The sequence below is a fragment of the Pseudomonas sp. 1 genome, from assembly GCF_056626735.1.
In genome coordinates, this window is sequence record NZ_JBWXMQ010000005.1 from 60,490 (window position 1) to 81,287 (window position 20,798).

General features: G+C 61.5%; 28 protein-coding genes. 9 read left to right on the forward strand and 19 right to left on the reverse strand.

What is annotated here, in order from left to right:
* Positions 1-43: 43 nt before the first annotated feature.
* Positions 44-898, forward strand: a complete 855-nt coding sequence (gene rpoH, locus AC1MDC_RS09280; protein WP_007953393.1) for an RNA polymerase sigma factor RpoH — start codon at positions 44-46, stop codon at positions 896-898.
* 70 nt (positions 899-968) lie between these two features.
* Here the strand turns inward: rpoH and mtgA are convergent, their stop codons facing one another.
* A complete protein-coding gene (gene mtgA / locus AC1MDC_RS09285; RefSeq protein ID WP_085697858.1) occupies positions 969-1,691 on the reverse strand; it encodes a monofunctional biosynthetic peptidoglycan transglycosylase in 723 nt (240 codons plus the stop codon).
* A 74-nt stretch (positions 1,692-1,765) separates the two neighbouring features.
* Between mtgA and AC1MDC_RS09290 the strand changes: the two genes are divergently transcribed.
* The 4 genes from AC1MDC_RS09290 (at position 1,766) to trmB (ending at position 4,009) form a co-directional block, all read left to right on the forward strand.
* The gene (locus AC1MDC_RS09290; protein ID WP_085697857.1) at positions 1,766-2,146 is read left to right on the forward strand and encodes a DUF423 domain-containing protein; all 381 of its coding nucleotides are present in this window, start codon (positions 1,766-1,768) and stop codon (positions 2,144-2,146) included.
* 72 nt (positions 2,147-2,218) lie between these two features.
* Positions 2,219-2,419 carry a sulfur carrier protein ThiS gene (gene thiS, locus AC1MDC_RS09295; protein WP_007953386.1) on the forward strand — a complete coding sequence of 67 codons (201 nt, stop codon included), beginning with the start codon at positions 2,219-2,221 and terminating at the stop codon, positions 2,417-2,419.
* 60 nt (positions 2,420-2,479) lie between these two features.
* Complete coding sequence (locus AC1MDC_RS09300; protein ID WP_007953385.1) at positions 2,480-3,274, forward strand: thiazole synthase; 795 nt, start codon at positions 2,480-2,482, stop codon at positions 3,272-3,274.
* Positions 3,275-3,283: 9 nt separating this feature from the next.
* Entirely contained in the window at positions 3,284-4,009 is a 726-nt protein-coding gene (trmB, locus tag AC1MDC_RS09305; protein WP_085646976.1) for a tRNA (guanosine(46)-N7)-methyltransferase TrmB, read from the forward strand.
* Positions 4,010-4,140: 131 nt separating this feature from the next.
* On the opposite strand, the gene AC1MDC_RS09310 is transcribed toward trmB, so the two are convergent.
* The 10 genes from AC1MDC_RS09310 to AC1MDC_RS09355 form a co-directional block, all read right to left on the reverse strand.
* Positions 4,141-4,464: a DUF3392 domain-containing protein gene (locus tag AC1MDC_RS09310; RefSeq protein ID WP_011336381.1), complete on the reverse strand. Its 324-nt coding sequence runs from the start codon at positions 4,462-4,464 to the stop codon at positions 4,141-4,143.
* A gap of 19 nt (positions 4,465-4,483) precedes the next feature.
* The gene (hemW, locus tag AC1MDC_RS09315) at positions 4,484-5,689 is read right to left on the reverse strand and encodes a radical SAM family heme chaperone HemW (RefSeq protein WP_085697856.1); all 1,206 of its coding nucleotides are present in this window, start codon (positions 5,687-5,689) and stop codon (positions 4,484-4,486) included.
* Entirely contained in the window at positions 5,686-6,282 is a 597-nt protein-coding gene (gene rdgB / locus AC1MDC_RS09320) for an RdgB/HAM1 family non-canonical purine NTP pyrophosphatase (RefSeq protein ID WP_227233793.1), read from the reverse strand. The genes hemW and rdgB overlap by 4 nt, the downstream gene beginning before the upstream one ends.
* Positions 6,279-6,713 (reverse strand): DUF4426 domain-containing protein, encoded by a 435-nt coding sequence (locus tag AC1MDC_RS09325; protein ID WP_227233791.1) that lies wholly within the window; start codon positions 6,711-6,713, stop codon positions 6,279-6,281. Before AC1MDC_RS09325 ends, rdgB begins: the two co-directional genes overlap by 4 nt.
* 26 nt (positions 6,714-6,739) lie before the next feature.
* Positions 6,740-7,360 carry a methionine biosynthesis protein MetW gene (gene metW, locus AC1MDC_RS09330; protein WP_085697853.1) on the reverse strand — a complete coding sequence of 207 codons (621 nt, stop codon included), beginning with the start codon at positions 7,358-7,360 and terminating at the stop codon, positions 6,740-6,742.
* 7 nt (positions 7,361-7,367) lie between these two features.
* Positions 7,368-8,507, reverse strand: a complete 1,140-nt coding sequence (gene metX / locus AC1MDC_RS09335) for a homoserine O-succinyltransferase MetX (protein WP_085697852.1) — start codon at positions 8,505-8,507, stop codon at positions 7,368-7,370.
* Between the two features lie 99 nt (positions 8,508-8,606).
* Positions 8,607-8,897: a DUF167 domain-containing protein gene (locus AC1MDC_RS09340; protein ID WP_085689609.1), complete on the reverse strand. Its 291-nt coding sequence runs from the start codon at positions 8,895-8,897 to the stop codon at positions 8,607-8,609.
* Entirely contained in the window at positions 8,894-9,484 is a 591-nt protein-coding gene (locus tag AC1MDC_RS09345; RefSeq protein ID WP_085689611.1) for a YggT family protein, read from the reverse strand. The genes AC1MDC_RS09340 and AC1MDC_RS09345 overlap by 4 nt, the downstream gene beginning before the upstream one ends.
* A 10-nt stretch (positions 9,485-9,494) precedes the next feature.
* Positions 9,495-10,313 carry a pyrroline-5-carboxylate reductase gene (gene proC, locus AC1MDC_RS09350; RefSeq protein ID WP_480392890.1) on the reverse strand — a complete coding sequence of 273 codons (819 nt, stop codon included), beginning with the start codon at positions 10,311-10,313 and terminating at the stop codon, positions 9,495-9,497.
* A gap of 23 nt (positions 10,314-10,336) precedes the next feature.
* A complete protein-coding gene (locus AC1MDC_RS09355; protein WP_480392891.1) occupies positions 10,337-11,023 on the reverse strand; it encodes a YggS family pyridoxal phosphate-dependent enzyme in 687 nt (228 codons plus the stop codon).
* A gap of 56 nt (positions 11,024-11,079) precedes the next feature.
* Between AC1MDC_RS09355 and AC1MDC_RS09360 the strand changes: the two genes are divergently transcribed.
* Complete coding sequence (locus AC1MDC_RS09360; RefSeq protein ID WP_007953348.1) at positions 11,080-12,114, forward strand: type IV pilus twitching motility protein PilT; 1,035 nt, start codon at positions 11,080-11,082, stop codon at positions 12,112-12,114.
* Positions 12,115-12,290: 176 nt separating this feature from the next.
* Here AC1MDC_RS09360 and AC1MDC_RS09365 read toward each other — a convergent pair whose 3' ends face one another.
* A complete protein-coding gene (locus AC1MDC_RS09365) occupies positions 12,291-12,908 on the reverse strand; it encodes a C40 family peptidase (RefSeq protein WP_007953345.1) in 618 nt (205 codons plus the stop codon).
* A gap of 249 nt (positions 12,909-13,157) precedes the next feature.
* Between AC1MDC_RS09365 and AC1MDC_RS09370 the strand changes: the two genes are divergently transcribed.
* Positions 13,158-13,592, forward strand: coding sequence for an NINE protein (locus tag AC1MDC_RS09370; RefSeq protein ID WP_085697850.1), 435 nt, complete (start codon positions 13,158-13,160; stop codon positions 13,590-13,592).
* A gap of 122 nt (positions 13,593-13,714) precedes the next feature.
* On the opposite strand, the gene AC1MDC_RS09375 is transcribed toward AC1MDC_RS09370, so the two are convergent.
* From AC1MDC_RS09375 to gshB, 7 genes are all read right to left on the reverse strand, one after another.
* Complete coding sequence (locus AC1MDC_RS09375; RefSeq protein ID WP_085689617.1) at positions 13,715-14,986, reverse strand: dihydroorotase; 1,272 nt, start codon at positions 14,984-14,986, stop codon at positions 13,715-13,717.
* Complete coding sequence (locus AC1MDC_RS09380; protein ID WP_007913665.1) at positions 14,983-15,987, reverse strand: aspartate carbamoyltransferase catalytic subunit; 1,005 nt, start codon at positions 15,985-15,987, stop codon at positions 14,983-14,985. Before AC1MDC_RS09380 ends, AC1MDC_RS09375 begins: the two co-directional genes overlap by 4 nt.
* A 27-nt stretch (positions 15,988-16,014) precedes the next feature.
* A complete protein-coding gene (pyrR, locus tag AC1MDC_RS09385; protein WP_011336369.1) occupies positions 16,015-16,518 on the reverse strand; it encodes a bifunctional pyr operon transcriptional regulator/uracil phosphoribosyltransferase PyrR in 504 nt (167 codons plus the stop codon).
* 81 nt (positions 16,519-16,599) lie between these two features.
* A complete protein-coding gene (gene ruvX, locus AC1MDC_RS09390; RefSeq protein ID WP_007953334.1) occupies positions 16,600-17,037 on the reverse strand; it encodes a Holliday junction resolvase RuvX in 438 nt (145 codons plus the stop codon).
* Positions 17,037-17,609, reverse strand: coding sequence for a YqgE/AlgH family protein (locus tag AC1MDC_RS09395; RefSeq protein WP_085689619.1), 573 nt, complete (start codon positions 17,607-17,609; stop codon positions 17,037-17,039). The genes ruvX and AC1MDC_RS09395 overlap by 1 nt, the downstream gene beginning before the upstream one ends.
* Positions 17,610-17,778: 169 nt before the next feature.
* Complete coding sequence (locus AC1MDC_RS09400) at positions 17,779-18,678, reverse strand: energy transducer TonB (protein WP_480392892.1); 900 nt, start codon at positions 18,676-18,678, stop codon at positions 17,779-17,781.
* Positions 18,679-18,785: 107 nt separating this feature from the next.
* Positions 18,786-19,736, reverse strand: coding sequence for a glutathione synthase (gshB, locus tag AC1MDC_RS09405; RefSeq protein ID WP_085697846.1), 951 nt, complete (start codon positions 19,734-19,736; stop codon positions 18,786-18,788).
* 224 nt (positions 19,737-19,960) lie between these two features.
* Here gshB and pilG point away from each other — a divergent pair, with 224 nt between their 5' ends.
* Together pilG and pilH are read left to right on the forward strand one after the other, a co-directional pair.
* Positions 19,961-20,365: a twitching motility response regulator PilG gene (gene pilG, locus AC1MDC_RS09410; protein ID WP_007953330.1), complete on the forward strand. Its 405-nt coding sequence runs from the start codon at positions 19,961-19,963 to the stop codon at positions 20,363-20,365.
* A gap of 60 nt (positions 20,366-20,425) precedes the next feature.
* Positions 20,426-20,791: a twitching motility response regulator PilH gene (gene pilH / locus AC1MDC_RS09415; protein ID WP_011336365.1), complete on the forward strand. Its 366-nt coding sequence runs from the start codon at positions 20,426-20,428 to the stop codon at positions 20,789-20,791.
* Positions 20,792-20,798 lie beyond the last annotated feature (7 nt).

Below are 20,798 nucleotides of genomic sequence, written 5' to 3' on the forward strand. Positions count from 1 at the left end.
CAATGCTGAAAAGCATGAGTATGTAAGTCGGAGGTTTTTCCGTATGTCCAATTCTTTGCAACCTGCGTATGCATTGGTTCCAGGCGCAAACCTGGAAGCCTACGTGCACACCGTCAACAGCATTCCATTGCTGACGCCGGAGCAGGAGCGTGAACTGGCCGAGAGTCTCTACTATGAGCAGGATCTGGGGGCGGCTCGGCAGATGGTGCTCGCCCACCTGCGGTTTGTCGTACACATCGCCCGTAGCTATTCCGGCTACGGTCTGGCTCAGGCTGACCTGATCCAGGAAGGTAACGTCGGCCTGATGAAGGCCGTTAAGCGTTTCAACCCGGAAATGGGCGTGCGTCTGGTGTCCTTCGCGGTGCACTGGATCAAGGCCGAGATTCACGAGTTCATCCTGCGCAACTGGCGGATCGTGAAAGTCGCGACCACCAAGGCCCAGCGCAAGCTGTTCTTCAACCTGCGCAGCCAGAAGAAGCGTCTGGCCTGGCTGAACAACGAGGAAGTCCACCGTGTGGCGGAAAGCCTCGGCGTCGAGCCGCGTGAAGTGCGTGAGATGGAAAGTCGCCTGACCGGCCATGACATGGCCTTCGACCCGGCTGCCGAAGCCGACGACGACAGTGCTTTCCAGTCGCCGGCCAACTACCTGGAAGACCACCGGTACGACCCGGCGCGTCAACTGGAAGATGCCGACTGGAGCGACAACTCCAATCACAATCTGCACGAAGCGCTGGAAGTGCTGGACGAACGCAGCCGCGACATTCTCTACCAGCGCTGGCTGGCAGAAGAGAAAGCCACGCTGCACGATCTGGCGCAGAAGTACAACGTGTCGGCCGAGCGGATCCGTCAGCTCGAGAAGAGCGCGATGAACAAGCTCAAGTTGTCGATTGCCGCATAACCGGTAGTCTGGCAATAAAAAACGCCCCGATCAGTGATGATCGGGGCGTTTTCGTGTGCGCTTCAGAAACTCATTGGGCCCAGGGTGCCCGACGTGACTCATCGAGTGTCAGCAGATAGCTATCGCCACCCAGCTGGCTCATCTGCTGGCGAATCCATCCGGCGCGGCGCGACACGTAAGCAGTCGGATGACTGGCGCTCCACACCCGAGGATTCGGCAGTACGGCCGCCAGATAACTCGCCTGCTGCCGGGACAATGACTTGGCACCTACGCCGAAGTGATGCCGTGCCGCCGCTTCGGCGCCGAACACGCCGTCATCCCATTCGACGCTGTTCAGGTACACCTCGAGAATCCGCTGCTTGGGCCAGAACACTTCGATCAACGCGGTGAACCAGGCTTCCAGGCCTTTGCGCAGATAACTGCGGCCCGACCACAGGAACAGGTTCTTCGACACTTGCTGGCTCAACGTGCTGGCGCCGCGAATCGAGCCACCGAGTTCGTTGTGGGCCAGTGCAGCTTTGATTGCACTCAGGTCAAAACCCCAGTGCTCGGGGAATTTCTGGTCTTCGCCGGCAATTACCGCGACCTTCAGGTCATCAGAGATCTCGTCCCACGGCTTCCAGGTGCGTTGCAGATCGATCGGCTCGCCGTCGACCCAGGATTCGATCTTTCGCTCGACCATCAACGCCGTGCCCGGCGGCGGCACGAAGCGAAACACCAACACCAGCAATACACTGCCGCCCGCGAACCAGAGCAGGGCCTTCGTGAAACGACGGAGAAATAAACGCAGCATAGAGATGGCTTGGCCGAACCGGTTGAGCGGGCCATTATACAGACCCTGCCGATCGAGTCTGAGTGGAGTTCTACATGCTGCGTAGCTTTCTGATGCTGGCTGCCTTCTTTGGTTTCACGGGTGTCGGCCTTGGCGCATTCGCCGCCCATGGCCTGAAAAACCGCCTGACCCCGGATTACCTGGCGATCTTCCACACTGGCGTCACGTATCAGTTGGTACACGCATTGGCGCTGTTCGGCGTGGCGCTGCTGGCCACGCAGCTTCAGGGGCGTCTGGTCGCCTGGGCCGGTATCTCGTTCACCGTCGGTATCCTGCTGTTCTCCGGCAGCCTGTACCTGTTGACCACCCTCGGCATCGGCAAGCTCGGCATCATCACCCCATTCGGTGGCCTGGCATTCCTGATCGGCTGGCTGTGCCTCGGACTCGCCGCCTGGCGCCTGCAGCCAACCGCTTGACGCTTGGTGCTGACCTTTAGGTCATGATCGGGCTAGAATGCCACCCCCTAAAAAGTGATGGCGGCGTTGCGCATGCGCATTCAGTTGAACGGTGAATCCTTTGAACTGCCCGACGGTGAAACCGTTGCGGCCCTGCTGACCCGTCTGGATCTGACCGGACGCCGCGTCGCGGTCGAACTCAATCTGGATATCGTCCCGCGCAGCCAGCACGCCGACACCACGCTGAACGACGGCGACAATGTCGAAGTCGTGCACGCGATAGGCGGCGGCTAGTCGCCAGGCCTGCATGGGCCGACAATTCTGCAAGACCCTCACCCCAACAGAGGATTCCCCATGAGCATCGTTCGTAGCGACAAGCCTTTCGTTCTGGCCGGTCGTACTTACCAGTCGCGTTTGCTGGTCGGTACCGGCAAGTACCGTGACATGGAAGAAACCCGCCTGGCCATCGAAGCCTCGGGTGCCGAGATCGTCACCTTCGCCGTGCGCCGCACCAACCTGGGCCAGATCGAAGGCGAGCCGAACCTGCTCGAAGTGCTGTCGCCGGATCGCTACACCTTCCTGCCGAACACCGCAGGCTGCTACGACGCGGTGGAAGCCGTGCGCACCTGCCGCCTGGCCCGTGAACTGCTCGATGGCCACAACCTGGTGAAGCTGGAAGTGCTGGCCGACCAGAAAACCCTGTTCCCCAACGTGATCGAAACCCTCAAGGCCGCCGAAGTGCTGGTCAAGGAAGGTTTCGACGTGATGGTCTACACCAGTGATGACCCGATCATCGCCCGGCAACTGGCGGAAATCGGCTGCATCGCGGTGATGCCGCTGGCCGGTCTGATCGGTTCGGGCCTGGGGATCTGCAATCCGTACAACCTGCAGATCATTCTCGAAGAAGCCAAGATCCCGGTGCTGGTGGATGCCGGTGTCGGCACTGCTTCCGACGCCACCATCTCGATGGAGCTGGGCTGTGACGCCGTGCTGATGAACTCGGCCATCGCCCACGCCCAGCAGCCGATCATGATGGCTGAAGCCATGAAACACGCGATCGTCGCGGGCCGCCTGGCCTACCTCGCCGGCCGCATGCCGAAAAAACTCTATGCCAGCGCCTCTTCGCCGCTGGATGGTCTGATCAAGTAAGAGCTATTGATGACTGAATCGAACGACACGCCAATCCAGACGGAAGAAGGCGACGAGCGCCAACACCGCCGCATCAAGAGTTTTGTGATGCGCGCCGGGCGCATGACCGAAGGCCAGCAGCGCGGCCTGGATCAGGGCGCGCCGAAGTTCGTCCTGCCGCTGGCCGATGCGCCGGTGGATTACGACCAGGTGTTCGGCCGTTCCGCGCCGCGTTCGCTGGAGATCGGTTTCGGCATGGGCCACTCGCTGCTGGAAATGGCCGCCGCTGCGCCGGAACAGGATTTCATCGGTGTCGAAGTTCACCGTCCGGGTGTCGGCGCGCTGCTCAACGGCGTGCTGACCCAGGGCCTGACCAACCTGCGGGTCTACGATTGCGACGCGATCGAGGTGCTCAACCGTTGCATCGCCGACAACAGCCTTGATCGCCTGATGCTGTTCTTCCCGGACCCGTGGCACAAGAGCCGTCACCACAAGCGCCGCATTGTTCAGGCGTCCTTCGCTGAACTGGTGCGCAGCAAGCTGAAGGTTGGCGGCATTCTGCACATGGCCACCGACTGGGAGCCATACGCCGAATACATGCTGGAAGTGATGAACGTCGCCCCGGGCTACCGCAACCTCGCCGAAGACGGCAAGTGCGTGCCGCGCCCGGCCGAACGCCCGATCACCAAGTTCGAACGCCGCGGCGAGCGTCTTGGGCATGGCGTGTGGGATCTGAAGTTCGAAAAGCTCGCTTAAGCATCACGCAATAAAAACTGTGGGAGCGAGCTTGCTCGCGATGAGGCCGTAACATTCAACATTTATGTCGTCTGTTACACCGCTATCGCGAGCAAGCTCGCTCCCACAGTCGTTTTGGGTAGTAGCTGAAATCAGCGGCGATCCGCGACCACGCCGATCAACACCAGCACCACCAGCAACACCGGCGCCAGGCTGTAGTTGTTGAACTGGCTCAGCCCCTTCACCACCCAGGGTGTGGCGTAAATCAGCGCTGCGCCGCTGCCGATCATGCACAGCAGGGCCATCAGCGGGACGCGCAGGGCGCCGGCGATGCTGCCCAGGCGTTGCTCGACCCAGCCCTTGAAGTCGGCGCCAAACAGCACCAGCAGACAGCCCACCAGCGCCAGAGCGATTTCCGAGAGGTTGCTGCGGCTCCAGCGGGACACGGTGGCGAGCAGGTCGAGTATCAAATCCATGCGGTTTCCTTTAGAGCGGTCAGCTCAGAAATTTCTGCAGCAAGTCATTGAGGAACAGTTGTCCGCGCTCGGTGGCCGCCAGACGTGACGGTTCGACCTGCAACAGACCGCTTTGTTCGGCCTCGCGCCGGTGTTCGTCGAGACTCTCCAGCGGCAGTCCGGTGCGTTCCGGGTACAGACGCGATTCGACGCCGGCGGTCAGGCGCAGGGCGTTCATCAGGAACTCGAACGGCATCTCGTCGTTGGTCAGGGCTTTCTCGCCTGCCTGGAAGCTTTTGGCCGGGTTGAGGTAGTCCTTCGGCAGGCGCGTCTTCCAGGTACGGACGATGCGCCCGTCCGGGTGACTGAGCTTGCCGTGGGCGCCGGCGCCGATACCGATGAAGTCGCCGAAGCTCCAGTAATTCAGGTTGTGCCGCGCCGGGCGACCCGGTTGCGCATAGGCCGAAACTTCATATTGCGCGTAACCGTGCTCGGCCAGCAGCGCCTGTCCGGCCTCTTGAATGTCCCACAGCGTGTCGTCTTCCGGCAGCACCGGCGGCTGGTTCCAGAACACGGTGTTCGGCTCCAGCGTCAGCTGATACCAGGAAATATGCGTCGGCTTCAGTTCGATCGCCTGGCGCAGATCGCTCAGGGCATCGTCCAGCGACTGGTCCGGCAAGCCGTGCATCAGGTCGAGGTTGAAGTTATCGAACCCGGCCTGACGCGCCATGCCGGCGGCGCGTACCGCTTCGTCGCCGTTGTGGATACGGCCGAGGGCCTTGAGTTTTTCCTGCTGGAAGCTCTGGATGCCGATCGACAGGCGATTGATCCCCAGTTTGCGGTAGGCGACGAACTTCTCTTGTTCGAAGGTTCCGGGGTTGGCTTCCAGGGTGATCTCGATGTCATCGGCAAACGGAATGCGCTGTTTCACGCCTTCCAGCAAGCGACCGAGTGCTTCAGCGCTGAACAGGCTCGGTGTGCCGCCGCCGAAGAAGATCGAACTCAACTCACGGCCATACACTGCGTGCAGATCCTGATCGAGGTCAGCCAGCAACGCATCGACGTATTCCTGCTCCGGCAGCACCGGGCTGGCGGTGTGGGAGTTGAAGTCGCAATAGGGGCATTTGCGCACACACCACGGGATGTGGATGTACAGCGCCAGGGGCGGCAGCGTCGGCAACGGCGTCCGAGGCGAGGAGGCGGCGCCACCGACGATCAGTGGCGACGCGGAAGAGTCACCGGTCATTTCAAGCCCAGACGCTGGCGCAGCAGATTCATTGCGCGGGCGCGGTGGCTGATCTGGTTCTTGTCGCTCGGGCTCAGCTCGGCGCTGGACAGGTTACGCTCCGGCACCCAGAACAGCGGGTCGTAGCCGAAACCGTGCTCACCGCTGGCAGCGGTCAGGATGCGCCCGTGCCAAAGGCCTTCGCAGAGGATTGGCAGCGGGTCGTCGGCGTGACGCACCAGCGCCAGCACGCAGACGAACTGTGCGCCGCGTTCGGCTTCAGGCACGTCCTTCAAGGCGTCGAGCAGCTTGGCATTGTTCGCCGCGTCGCCCTTGCCGTCGGCATAACGCGCCGAATAGATGCCCGGCGCACCGCCGAGGAAATCCACTGCCAGGCCCGAATCGTCGGCCAGCGCCGGCAGCCCGGAGATGCGCGCGGCATTGCGGGCCTTGAGGATCGCGTTCTCGACGAAAGACAGGCCGGTTTCTTCCGGCTCCACGCTGCTGAATTCGCCGATCGAGCGCAATTGCACCGAATCGCCGAGCATGGCCTGGAGTTCCTTGAGTTTGCCGGCGTTGTGGCTGGCCAGTACGAGTTGCTTGAGATTGATCATTGGCCAGGGAAAAGCTCTTGGTTGAAATTGATGGTGTTGATCTTGTCGCCGGTCTGCACCTTGATTTCAAAGGTGCGGGTTTCCTGCTGTTCCACCGGGTACTGGGCGATGTAATAGATCGCGCCCTGTTCGGTGACCTGGCGGAAGGTCAGCGGCACGCTCTGGCTGGTCAGATCTTTCACCGTACCGGTGACGTTGGCGATCAACGGCTTGCCGTCCTTGATCACCGAGACATTGATCACGCCCTGGTTCTTGCTGCGGACCAGCTCGGCAGCCTTGGCGATGTCCGGCGTCAGGTAGGTGGAATTGAAGGTGTTGTAATGCACGGTGACATCACCGAACACTTCCTTGCGCTCGCCCTTGATGGCATCGGCGGCAACGGCCGACAGGCTCAGGCAGGCGGCCAATAGCACGGTAATCAAGCGTCCCATGTTCGTTCTCCTCGCAATGTCGTGGTTCAGACCGCGATTTTGTGATCCGCAAGCCCCGGGCTGCTGACGCGGTAGATACCGATCTCACCTAACAGATTAGGCCATAGCTTACTGGCCCACCCGTGGCGGTGCTGTTGATCCACGGCAAGCCGATCAATGACCTTCGCCTCACGTTCGCGACAAAGTTCTTCAAAGTCTTCGAAGGTGCAGAAGTGGATGTTCGGCGTGTTGTACCAGGTGTACGGCAGGAACTCGGACACTGGCATCCGGCCCTTGCTCGCCAGATACCAGCGGCAGCGCCAGTGGCCGAAGTTGGGGAACGTGATGATGCACTGGCGGCCGACCCGCAGCATTTCGTCGAGGATCTTGTCCGGGTAATGCACGGCTTGCAGGGCCTGGGTCATCACCACCACGTCGAAGCTGTTGCTGGCGAAGTTGCCCAGGCCTTTGTCCAGGTCCTGCTCGATGACGTTGATGCCTTTGGCCACGCACTCGGCGATGTTGTCCGGGTCGTTTTCCAGGCCGTAGCCGGTGACCTGCTTGTGGTCACGCAGCCAGGTCAGCAACTCGCCATCACCGCAACCAAGGTCGAGCACGCGGCTGCCGGCGGGGATCCATTCCTGGATGATTTCCAGATCAGCTCTCATGGCTTTCTCACAACGTAATGCGGTTCATGTAATTGCCGAACGCCTGCAAATAACGCGGGATCGGAATCAGGAAGGCGTCGTGGCCTTGCGGCGCGTCGATTTCCAGGTAGCTGACGTCCTTGCGCGCCGCCATCAGCGCGTCCACCAGTTCCCGCGAGCGGGCCGGGGAGAAACGCCAGTCGGTGGTGAACGACATCACGCAGAACTTGGCTTTCGCACCTTCGAAGGTTTTCGCCAGGTTATCGTTGAAATTCGCCGCAGGATCGAAGTAGTCCAGCGCCTTGGTCATCAACAGATAGGTGTTGGCATCGAAGCGCCCGGAGAACTCTTCGCCCTGATAGCGCAGATAGCTTTCGACCTGGAACTCGACGCTGTGAAAGTCGTAGTTGAGCTTTTCACTCTTCAGGCCGCGACCGAATTTCTCGCCCATGGAGTCGTCGGACAGGTAGGTGATGTGCCCGACCATCCGCGCCAGCATCAAGCCGCGCTTGGGGATCACGCCCTGTTCCTGGAACGAACCGCCGTGGAATTCCGGGTCGGTGAGGATCGCCTGGCGCGCCACTTCGTTGAAGGCGATGTTCTGCGCCGACAACTTGGGGGCCGAGGCGATGGCCAGGCAATGGCGCACGCGATCCGGGTAAGTGATGGTCCATTGCAGCGCCTGCATGCCGCCGAGGCTGCCACCGATCACCGCGGCCCACTGGCCGATGCCGAGCAGGTCGGCCAGGCGTGCCTGGCTGTGCACCCAGTCTTCTACAGTCAGCACCGGGAAGTCGGCGCCGAACGGCTTGCCGGTTTCCGGGTTGAGGCTGCTCGGGCCGGTGGAACCATTGCAACCGCCGAGGTTGTTCAGGCTGACCACGAAGAACTTGTTGGTGTCGATCGGTTTGCCGGGGCCGATGCAGCTGTCCCACCAACCGGGCTTGCGGTCTTCGACGCTGTGGTAGCCGGCGGCGTGGTGGTGGCCGGACAGGGCGTGACAGATCAGCACGGCGTTGCTCGCTTGCGCGTTCAGCGTGCCGTAGGTTTCGTAGATCAGGTCATAATCGGCCAGCGAACGGCCGCAGGCCAGGGCCAGCGGTTCGCTGAAGTGCGCCGTTTGCGGCGTCACCAGACCAACAGAATCGGGGGGAAAGGCAGCTGGCATCGACCCTGCTCTCGTTGAAATGAGGCGTAAGTCTAAAGACCGGTGGGGTTAGCGGCAAGCAACTACCTGCGCTCGTTCCCACGCTCTGCGTGGGATCGATCAGGGAAAAACCAAACCCGGCAAATCCGGCAACTTCTTCGGCGAGCAAATCTTCACCCGCTTCTGCCGGTTCAACTCGCCGCTGAGCAAACTGACCTGACTCCTGGAAACCCCAAAAGCCTTGGCCAGAAAGCCCATCAGATAAGCATTGGCCTTGCCCTCGACCGGCGGCGCGGTCAGGCGGATCTTCAGGCGATCACCGTGCAGCCCGCAAAAGTCATCGCTGCGGGCAGCCGGCTGCAGGTGACATTCCAGAATCAGATCGTCACCGTCCCAACGAAACCAGCTCACATCAGCAGGCGCAGGATTTCCGGCATCATCGTCATCGCCGCAAGGTTGTTGATCACCAGCATGTCGATCAGCTTCAGCACGAGGAAAGCGAAGATCGGCGACAGGTCCAGGCCACCAAGGTTCGGAACGATGCGACGGAACGGCGCCAGGGCCGGTTCACAGATCTGGTTCACCAGCTCGGCGCCCGGATTGTGGCTGCCCGGTGCGACCCAGGACAGGATGATGCTGATGATCATGGCCCAGAAGAATATCTTCAGGAACAGCGCCGTCACGCCGATCAGCGACCAGATCAACAGTTGCAGCGGGTTACCGGTGGTGCCGTAAGTCAGCAGCAGGGTCAGCGCCATCAGTACCAGTTGCACGAGGATCGCCAGTACCAGCGACGACATGTCCAGGCCGAACAGGCTCGGGATGATCCGGCGCAGCGGCTTGAGCAGCGGCTGGGTAGCCTTGACCACGAACTGGCACAGCGGGTTATAGAAGTTCGCCCGCACCAGTTGCAGGACGAAGCGCAGCAGCACGATCAGCAGATAGAGGCTGCCGAGGGTTTGCAGCACGTAAACCGCTGCGGTGTTCAATCCGATCATGTAAGGCTCCTTATTTGCCCAGTTGTTCGGCCATTTCGGCCGAGCGGTGCGCGGCGGCGCCGAGTGCTTTTTCCACCAGGGCTTCGAAGCCGCCGGCCTGGAACGATTTGATCGCGGCTTCCGTGGTGCCGGCCGGCGAGGTCACGCGGCGGCGCAGCTCGGCAGCGTCGACGTCGCTGGACACCGCCATGTGCGCGGCGCCCAGCGCGGTCTGCAAGGTCAGTTGCTCGGCGGTTTCCTTCGGCAGGCCGAGTTTGACGCCGGCGGCGGTCATGGCTTCGATCAGCAGGAAGAAGTACGCCGGGCCGGAGCCGGAGACGGCGGTGACTGCGTCCAGTTGCTGCTCTTCGTTCAGCCACAGGACGATGCCCACGGCGGACAGCAGTTCTTCAGCCTGTTGGCGTTGTTCGGCGCTCACTGCGCTGGTGGCGTACAAACCGCTCACACCCTGACGCAGCAGCGCCGGGGTATTCGGCATGCAGCGCACGATCGGCTGCTCTCCCAGCCAGGCCGTCATGCTGGCGCAGGTGATGCCGGCGGCGATGGAGACCACCAGTTGATTCGGTTTCAGGCTCGGGCGGATGGCCTCGCACACGACCTTCATGGCCTGCGGCTTGACTGCCAGCACGACGACGTCGGCGCCGTCGATGGCCTGGGCGTTGTCGGCGAAGGTTTCGATGCCGTGCTCGGCACTGACCCGGTTGCGGGTTTCTTCACCCGGATCGCTGGCGCGAATCCGTGCAGCTTCCAGACCCTTGGCCCGCAGGCCGCCGATCAGGCTGGCGGCCATGTTGCCGGCACCGATAAAGGCAATACGTGTGTTGCTCATGTCAGGTCCTTATCTGGAAATGGTCAAGATTGGGAATAGTCGCGGGCGCCGAACAGGGCCGTACCGATACGGACCCAGGTCGCGCCCTGGGCAATGGCCGACTCGAGGTCGTGGCTCATGCCCATGGAAAGTGTGTCGAGCGGCAGATCGAGGCCGGCCTGCAATTTCTGGACGGCAGCGAATGCGGCATCCTGCTCGGCGCGATCTTCGGTCGGCTCGGGAATTGCCATCAATCCGCGCAGTTTCAGGCGTGGCAAGGTGCTGATGGCTTGGGCCAAGGCTGGCAGGTCTTGCGGGGTGCAGCCGGATTTACTGGCTTCACCGCTGACATTGACCTGAATGCAGATGTTCAGGGGCGGCAGATTCGCCGGGCGTTGTTCGGACAGGCGTTGGGCGATTTTCAGACGATCCACGGAGTGCACCCAGGCGAAATGCTCGGCAATCGAGCGGGTCTTGTTCGACTGAATGGGGCCGATGAAGTGCCAGATCAAGGGCAGGTCGGCCAGTTCGAGCTGTTTGCCCAAGGCCTCCTGCAGGTAGTTCTCGCCAAAGTCGCGCAGGCCGGCGGCGTACGCTTCGCGCAGGGCTTGGGCGGGTTTGGTCTTGCTCACGGCCAGCAGCCGGACGCTGTTTTCATCGCGGCCGGCGGCTTTGACGGCTGCCTTAATGCGCGAACTAACCTGGAGAATGTTGTCTGCTATCGTGGACATCAAGAGGCGCCAGCGGTCTGAAGGTTCGCGGCATTCTACTGGAATTGAGGGACGCTATGGATATCACTGAACTGCTGGCCTTCAGCGCCAAACAGGGCGCTTCCGACCTGCACCTGTCGGCCGGTCTGCCGCCGATGATCCGCGTGGATGGCGACGTGCGGCGGATCAATCTGCCGGCGCTGGATCACAAGCAAGTGCATGAACTGATCTACGACATCATGAACGACACCCAGCGGGTGGACTTCGAGAAACATCTGGAAACCGACTTTTCCTTCGAGGTCCCTGGCGTGGCGCGCTTCCGGGTCAATGCCTTCAACCAGAACCGCGGCGCTGGCGCGGTATTCCGGACCATACCATCGAAAGTGCTGAGCATGGAAGACCTCGCCATGGGCGACGTCTTTCGCAAGATCACGGATGCGCCACGCGGGCTGGTGCTGGTGACCGGACCGACCGGCTCCGGCAAGTCCACAACCCTGGCGGCAATGATCGATTACCTCAACACCCATCGCCATCACCACATCCTGACCATCGAAGATCCGATCGAATTCGTCCATGAATCGCGCAAATGCCTGATCAATCAGCGCGAGGTCCATCGCGATACCCGCAGTTTCGCCACTGCATTGCGTTCAGCGCTGCGTGAAGACCCGGATGTGATCCTGGTGGGCGAGATGCGGGACCTGGAAACCATTCGCCTGGCCCTGACCGCCGCCGAGACCGGGCACCTGGTGTTTGGCACGTTACACACCACGTCAGCGGCCAAAACCATCGACCGGGTGGTGGACGTGTTCCCCGGGGATGAAAAGTCCATGGTCCGTTCGATGCTCTCGGAGTCGTTGCTGGCGGTGGTGTCGCAGACGCTGATCAAGAAGATCGGCGGCGGCCGGGTGGCGGCGCACGAGATCATGCTGGGGACGTCGGCGATCCGTAACCTGATCCGCGAGGACAAGGTGGCGCAGATGTATTCGGCGATACAGACCGGCGGCTCACTGGGGATGCAGACACTCGACATGTGCCTGAAGGATCTGGTGACCAAGGGCTTGATCAGCCGCGAACATGCGCGGGAGAAGGCGCGTACGCCGGATAACTTCTAGGCAAAAAAAATCGCAGCCCGTGGGCTGCGATTTTTTTGTTCTGATCGTTCCCACGCTCTGCGTGGGAATACAGCCCGGGACGCTCTGCGTCCCTGCCGAAGCGGACGCGGAGCGTCCATTGAGGCATTCCCACGCGGACGGTTCGACGCCTCGACGTGGGAACGATCGGTATGGTGTTAGCGCTGAACGACGCGCATCTGCCCCTGTTCCTTCGGCAATACGCGTTTGGCCACCACGTAGTGCTTTTCCCAGTACGGCTTGTTCAGAGTGTCGATGCTCACCGACTTGCCGCGCCGTGGTGCGTGGATGAAACGATCGTTGCCCAGGTAGATGGCAACGTGATTGACCCGACGGCTCTTGATATTGAAGAAAATCAGGTCGCCCGGCTTCAGGTCCTTGCGTTCGACTTTCTCGCCGTGACCGCTGGCCATGGCATTCGAGGTGCGTGGCAGGTCGAACGTGGCGTCGTTGAACGCGTATTTCACCAGACCGCTGCAGTCGAAGCCTTTACTCGGGCTGCTGCCGCCCCAACGGTATGGCGTACCGAGGACGTTTACCGCACGACTCAGGACATTGCTGCTTTCCTTGGTCGCCATTGGTGGCACCAGCTTGCTGCGGCCGTTGCTGCTCAGCGTGGTGTGTTTGACCTGTTTGCCTTTGTTCGAAGGAGCAGAGGCATGGGATTTGGGGGTGAAACCGTTAACGTTTGGAAGACGTTGCTCACGATTGGTGGCGTGGGCGGCCAGTGGCATTAATAGGCAAATGGTTAGCCATGTCTTGAAAAATGGACGCATTAGGCAGGGCTCTTGGTGTGTTAGCGCGCAACTTTATAACAGCTTTTTTGTCACTTCCGAGGCCGTTGGTCGATTCAATCGGGCGCCAACGGAACCAAATAAGCGGCAAAAAAACGCAATTGTCGGACAGAAGTCCGGTGCTATAAGGGTTTGACGGGAGACACGGTAGCATTTGCCATACGTCGGCAACCTGTAAAAAAGTCACAAAGAATTAAAGAATATTTATCTATCGCGTGTATCGAGGTCTTAATGAACAGCTATCAGCTGCCCCGTGTGAAGGAAAAAGACACCCATAGCAAGGTGATCGGTTACCTGTTGTGGATTTTCGGTTTCACAGGCTCGCACCGCTTCTATTACGGCAAACCGGTGACCGGCACGATCTGGTTTTTCACCTTCGGGTTGCTGGGAATCGGCTGGCTGATCGACGTGTTCCTGATCCCGGCGATGGATCGCGAAGCCGACCTGCGTTTCGCCGCGGGCCCTATCGAGTACAACGTGGCGTGGATTCTCCTGACCTTCCTCGGCGCGCTCGGCGTGCACCGGATGTATCAGGGCAAGTGGATCAGCGGGGTGATTTATCTGCTGACCGGCGGGTTGTTCTTTCTGGGAGTGCTGTATGACTTCTGGACGCTGAACGATCAGGTGTCGGTGCGTAATGCCGAAGGGCGGGGTGCCTTTCAGTAAGTCATTGCTGGCAAGTCGAATCGTCGCACCGCCGCTCCCACAGGTTCTGTGTGTAACCTGGGATTTGTCACTGCACAAATCCTGTGGGAGCGAGCTTGCTCGCGATTAGGCTCGACTCGGTATCAAGCCTGATGGCTGATCCGGCCATCCACCAAGGTGTAACGCACCACACCCGGCAGGCTATGGCCGAGGAACGGGCAGTTCTCGCCCTTCGACAGCCAGGTTTCGCCAGCCACGGTCGAAGCCTTCGGATCGAACAGCACGATATCCGCCGCGCCACCCACCGCCAGCTTGCCCGCCGGCAGGCGCAGGGCCTCGGCCGGGCCGGCGCTCAGGCGTGCCAGCAGGGTTGGCAGATCCAGAAGACCATCTTCCACCAGCGTCATCGCCAGCGGCAGCAGCAGCTCGACGCTGCTGATGCCCGGCTCGGTCGCGCCGAACGGTGCCAGTTTGGCATCGCGCTCATGGGGCTGGTGATGGCTGGAGATCGCCGAGACCACCCCGGACTTCACCGCTTCACGCAGGCCGTCGCGATCCGCGCGGGTGCGCAGCGGTGGTTGTACGTGATACAGGCTGCTGAAATCGATCAGCGCTTCGTCCGTCAGGATCAACTGATACAGGGCGACATCCGCCGTGACTTTCAAACCACGAGCCTGGGCCTGAGCGATCAGGGCTACGCCACGAGCACTGGTCAACTGGCTGAAGTGCGCACGCACGCCGGTCTGTTCGACCAGCAGCAGGTCGCGGGCCAGGGCCACGGTTTCAGCGGTTTCCGGAATGCCCGGCAGGCCGAGGAAACTGGCGGTAGCGCCTTCGTGGGCCAGGCCGCCGTCGGCCAGGTCGTGATCCTGGGAGTTGAAAATCACCGTCAGGTCAAAGGTCGCCGCGTACTCCAGCGCCCGGCACAGGGTACGGGTGTTGCGGAAGCTCTCCAGGCCGTTGCCGAACGCCACGCAACCGGCGTCGCGCAGTGCAACGAGTTCTGCAAGCTGTTCGCCATCCAGACCTTTGCTCAGCGCGCCGATCGGGAACACTTTGGTGTTGCCGGCCTCGCGGGCGCGGTCGAGGATCAGCTCGGCCACGGCGGAGGTGTCGAGTACCGGTCTGGTCTTCGGCGGGCAGCACAGGCTGGTCACGCCGCCGGCCGCAGCCGCGCGGGTTTCGCTGGCGATGGTGCCTTTGCGGCTGTAGCCCGGCTCGCGCAGGGCAACGTTCAGGTCTACGAGGCCGGGAGCGGCGACGAGGCCTTGGGCGTCGATGGTTTCGACGGCGCTGAAACCGGCCGGTGCAGCGCCCAGGGCGACGATCTTGCAGGCTTCAACGTGAATATCGGTGATTTGATCCAGGCCGCTGCTTGGATCGATGACGCGGGCGCCGAGAATGCTGAGCTTCACTGGGCGTTCTCCTGCTCGAATTGACGCTGCGCTGTTTGTCCGCTCATGGCCATCGACAGCACGGCCATACGGATCGCGATGCCGTAGGTGACTTGATTGAGGATCACCGAGTGCGGGCCGTCGGCCACCGCCGACTCGATCTCCACGCCACGGTTGATCGGCCCCGGGTGCATGACGATGCAATCGGGCTTGGCGCCGGCCAGGCGCGCGGTGGTCAGGCCGAACAGGCGATAGAACTCGCCTTCGCTCGGCAGCAGGCCGCCGGTCATGCGCTCACGCTGCAGGCGCAGCATGATTACCACGTCGACGTCTTTCAGGCCTTCGGTCATGTCCGTGTAGACCTTCACGCCGTATTGCTCGATGCCGATCGGCAGCAGGGTCTTCGGCGCGATCACGCGGATGTCCGGGCAGCCGAGGGTCTTCAGGGCGAGCATGTTCGAGCGCGCCACCCGCGAGTGCAGGATGTCGCCGACGATGGCCACCGAAAGGTTCTCGAAGCCGCCCTTGTGGCGGCGGATGGTCAGCATGTCGAGCATGCCCTGGGTCGGGTGCGCGTGCCGGCCGTCGCCGCCGTTGATGATCGCCACCTGCGGGCAGACATGTTCGGCGATGAAGTGCGCAGCGCCGGAGTCACCGTGGCGCACGACGAACATGTCGGCGGCCATGGCTTCCAGGTTGCGCAGGGTATCGAGCAGGGTTTCGCCCTTGCTGGCCGACGAGGTCGACACGTTCAGGGTGATCACGTCCGCCGACAGTCGCTGGGCCGCCAGTTCGAAGGTGGTGCGGGTGCGTGTGGAGTTTTCGAAGAACACGTTGCACACGGTCTTGCCGCGCAGCAACGGGACCTTCTTCACAGCCCGGGCACCGACTTCCAGGAACGAGTCGGCAGTGTCGAGGATTTCCGTCAGCAACTCGCGGCGCAGGCCGTCGAGCGAGAGGAAGTGGCGCAGCTGGCCCTGATCATTGAGCTGCAGCGGGCGCTTGGTATCTAGAGGCGTCATCGCGAAGGGGACTCTCAATAGGGCGGATTAAAGGGCAAGGTCTTGCAGTTCGAGGGCCAGCTCCGGGCCGGACAGCTTGACCCGCTCGTGGGCGGCCAGCGACAGGGTCGCGCCGACCACGTTCGGGCGGATCGGCAGTTCGCCGGCGTCCAGGTCCAGCAGGCAGACCAGCGTCACGCTGGCCGGGCGGCCGTAGTCGAACAGTTCGTTCATGGCGGCGCGGATGGTCCGGCCGCTCATCAGTACGTCGTCGATCAGCACCAGATGCTGGCCTTCGATTTCGAAGGGCAGGGCGGACGGGCGCACTTGCGGGTGCAGGCCGTTCTGGCTGAAGTCGTCGCGGTAGAAGGAAACATCCAGCGTGCCCAATGGCGCGTCGCTGCCCAGCTCTGCGAGCAGGGCCTGGGCGACCCAGACGCCGCCGGTGCGGATGCCGATGTAACGTGGTTCGCTGATATTACGCTGGGCAAGGTGCGCCTTGAGGCGGGTCGCCATCTGGCTGATCAGATCGGCGGGATTGGGCAGGCTCATGGTTGCTCCTTCTTGGGGTCGAGCCGGTTCTCGCGAACCTTGGCTCGGGTTGTAACCAAAAGAAAAGCGCCGTAGCGCTTGTCAGGATTCAAATAGTGCGGTGTTTTCGTCGAGCCAGCCTTGCAGCAGCAGGGCGGCGGCGATGGCGTCCACCGGGTTGTCGCGGTAGCTGCCTTTCTGCCCGCCGCGCACCAGTCGTTCGCCCTTGGCTTCGAAGGTCGTCAGGCGTTCGTCGTGGGTATAGAAAGGCAGGTTGAAGCGGCCGTTGAGGCGTCGGGCGAATTTCTCGGCGCGGGCGCACATTTCACTGGGCGTTCCGTCCATGTTCAGCGGCAGGCCGACCACCACGGCGTCGGGCTTCCATTCCTTTATCAGGGCTTCGACCTGATTCCAGTCCGGCACACCGTTTTGCGCCTTCAAGGTGCACAGTTCGCGGGCCTGGCCGGTAATCACCTGGCCGACCGCGACGCCGATCTGTTTGGTGCCGTAGTCGAAGCCGAGGATCAGGCGCAGGGCCATCAGGCGTGTCCTGCCTGGCTGGTCAGCAGGCTGAGGTTGATCCCCAGGTGCCTGGCCGCCGCCTCCAGGCGCAGTTCACTGCTGGTGTTGAACAGGATGTCGGCGTCGTACGGGCAGGTCAGCCAGGCGTTGTCGGCCAGTTCGGCCTCCAGTTGTCCAGCTTCCCAGCCGGCATAGCCGAGGGTGATGACGCTTTTGGCCGGGCCCACGCCGTCGGCAATGGCGAACAGCACGTCCTGCGAGGTCGACAGGGCCAGGTCGCCGTCCAGCTCGACGGTGGCCTGGAAGGTCTGGCCCGCCGGATGCAGCACGAAACCGCGATCGGTCTGTACCGGGCCGCCGATGAAGATCGGTACATGCTGGCACAGCGCTGGCGGATCGATGTCCGGGCGCAGTTGTTCGAGGATGTCGGCCAGATTCAGCTCTTGCGGTCGGTTGACCACCAGCCCCATGGCCCCATTGGCCGTGTGCTCGACGATGTAGGTCAAGGTGTGGGCAAAGTTCGGGTCGGCCATGTGTGGCATGGCGATCAGGAAGTGATGCTTGAGGTAGCTGGGGCTGACGTTTTTCATGTGCGCTAGTGTGGCGTTCGGGGGGCGAACTGACAAGCTGGAGATGCTTGCAACACTGTTCCAATGTGGGAGCGAGCTTGCTCGCGAAAGCGGTGGATCAGTCACATCAATGTTGTATGACACACCGCATTCGCGAGCAAGCTCACTCCCACAGGGGTTCTTCGGTGTGTCAGTTGCTCGAGAGTTTGTCACCGCGGGCGAATTTCCAGGTGCGGATGATTTCCAGCCGGTCGATGTCCGACAGGTCGCCGGTAAACGGTGCAAACGGAGCTGCCAGTCGCACGATGCGCTGCGCCGCCTGATCCAGCAGCGGCTGGCCGGAGGACTCCAGCACCAGCACTTCATACAGCGAGCCGTCGCGGTTGATCGACACCATCAGGCGCAGATTGCCGTAGATCTGCTTGCGCCGGGCTTCCTCGGGGTAATTGAGGTTGCCGATGCGCTCGACCTTCTTGCGCCATTCGTCCTTGTACCAGCCACCCTTGTCGCGCATGGTCGATGCGGCACTCAGGCGGTGGATGCGCGGGCGCTTGGCGTACAGCTGTTGTTCTTTGGCCAGTTCCGCTTCGAGGCTGGCTATATCGCTGGAGAGTTGCGAACTGTCGAAAGTCGGCGCATCGACCGTTGGTTTGATCTCGGTCCTGGCTTCTTCTTTCTTGGTCGGCGCCTTTTTCGGTTTCGGCGCGACGGTGGTCACGGCCGCCTTGGGCGCGGCTTCCTGCACTTGCGGCTTGGCGGCCGGCGGCGGGGTGACTTTCTTGACCTCGTTTGCATGGAACGGCGCGACTTCGGTGGTCTTGGGGACCGCTTTCTTGTCGAGCGTGCCGCTGCCTTCCTGGTTTTCCTGGGCGAGGAAATCGGCCTTCGCCGGCTTCTTTTCGCTTTTGAAGGTGGCGAGGGTGATTTCCAGGGTTTTGCTGATCTGCTTGGGCTCGACCATGGTGAAGCCCACGCCGAGCAGCAGTGCCAAATGGATCAGCGCCGCGAGAAACAGGGTAAATCCGAGGCGATCGACCGGGCGCACGCCGCGGTGGGCGAGTTCAGCAGGCAGATCGGACGGAAGTGTCATGACAAGAAAACCAACATCGCGTTTTTCACAGGCCGCGCATGATAACGCAATGTTGGTTTCACGCCTTGGGCTTCAAGCATCAAGCGACAGGCTGCATGTGACACACATCAACCTTGCAGCTTTTTCTCGATGGCATCCATCAGCATCCCGCCGATGTCGGTGCCGAAAGCATTGTCGATTTCGCGGATGCAGGTCGGGCTGGTGACGTTGATTTCGGTCAGATGCTCGCCGATCACGTCCAGGCCGACGAACAGCAGGCCCTTCTCACGCAAGGTCGGGCCGACCTGGGCGGCGATCCAGCGATCCTTGTCGGTCAGCGGACGGGCTTCGCCTCGGCCGCCGGCCGCGAGGTTGCCACGGGTTTCGCCATGGGCCGGAATCCGCGCCAGGCAGTAATCCACCGGCTCGCCGTCGATCATCAGGATGCGCTTGTCGCCATCGACGATGGCCGGCAGATAACCCTGGATCATGATCTGTTGCTTGCCGTGCAGGGTCAGGGTTTCCAGAATCACCGACAGATTTGGATGGCCGGCGGTGTGACGGAAAATCGACGAGCCGCCCATGCCATCCAGCGGCTTGAGGATCACGTCACCGTGGTGGTCGGCGAATTCGCGCAACACGTCCGGACGGCGGCTGACAATGGTTGGCGGCGTGCACTGCGGAAAGAGCGTGGCGAACAGCTTTTCGTTGCAGTCGCGCAGGCTCTGCGGCTTGTTGACCACCAGCACGCCGGCGGTTTCGGCCTGTTCGAGCAAGTAGGTGGAGTAGACGAACTCCATGTCGAACGGCGGATCCTTGCGCATCAGGATCACGTTCAGGTCGCTGAGCAGTGAATCCTGCTCGGTGCCCAGTTCGAACCATTTTTCCGGGTTGGCGAAGACTTTCAGCGGCTTCATCCGCGCCCGTGCCTGGCCTTCACCCTGATAAAGGTCTTTCTGTTCCATATAGAACAGTTCCCAGCCGCGCTTCTGCGCCGCCAGCAGCATGGCCAGCGAGCTATCCTTTTTGTAGGAAATGCTGGCGATAGGGTCCATGACAATCCCGACGCGAACGCTCATTGGGTTTTCCTCGAAAATTGGCTACCGGATCGGTATGAAAAAAGTGCCGCCAGAGTGGCGCCGGGCGGGTTTTCGGTCAAGGAAAAACCCGTCGATAGATTGCGTCTGGAGACTGTGCTAAAAAGGCTGCCAGCCATGCTGGCCCTTGAGCATCAAGGGTTTCCAGCCATCAGTCATCGCAAAACGGACAAATTGATTCGCAAAGGCGACGGTAGAGCCCCCTTATGGAACAGCAGTCCAGCGCCTTGAAGGTCATGGTGATCGACGACTCGAAAACGATTCGTCGCACCGCCGAGACCCTGTTGAAAAATGCAGGGTGCGAAGTCATCACCGCGATCGACGGTTTTGACGCCTTGGCGAAGATCGCCGACCACCATCCCGGGATCATCTTTGTCGACATCATGATGCCGCGTCTGGATGGTTATCAGACCTGCGCTTTAATCAAGAACAACAACGCGTTCAAGGGCACGCCGGTGATCATGCTGTCGTCCCGGGACGGGTTGTTCGACAAGGCCAAGGGGCGGATTGTCGGTTCCGATCAATTTTTGACCAAGCCTTTCAGCAAGGAAGAACTGCTCGACGCGATTTCGGCCCATGTTCCGGGCTTCGCTGCCGCTTTGCCGCAGTAAGACACGCACAGAGACGCTCGGCCAGCGGGCCCGGTGTCGACAAGAAAAATGGGGAAGACCATGGCACGTATCCTGATCGTCGATGATTCGCCGACCGAAATGTACAAACTCACCGGCATGCTGGAAAAGCACGGGCACGAAGTGCTGAAAGCCGAAAACGGCGCCGACGGCGTGGCCCTGGCCCGCCAGGAAAAACCCGACGCGGTGCTGATGGACATCGTCATGCCCGGCCTCAACGGCTTTCAGGCCACCCGTCAGCTGACCAAGGATGCGGAAACCAGCCACATCCCGGTGATCATCATCACCACCAAGGATCAGGAGACCGACAAGGTCTGGGGCACCCGCCAGGGCGCCAGGGACTACCTGACCAAACCGGTCGACGAAGACACGCTGATCAAGACCCTGAACAACGTGCTGGCCGGTTGATCGCGCC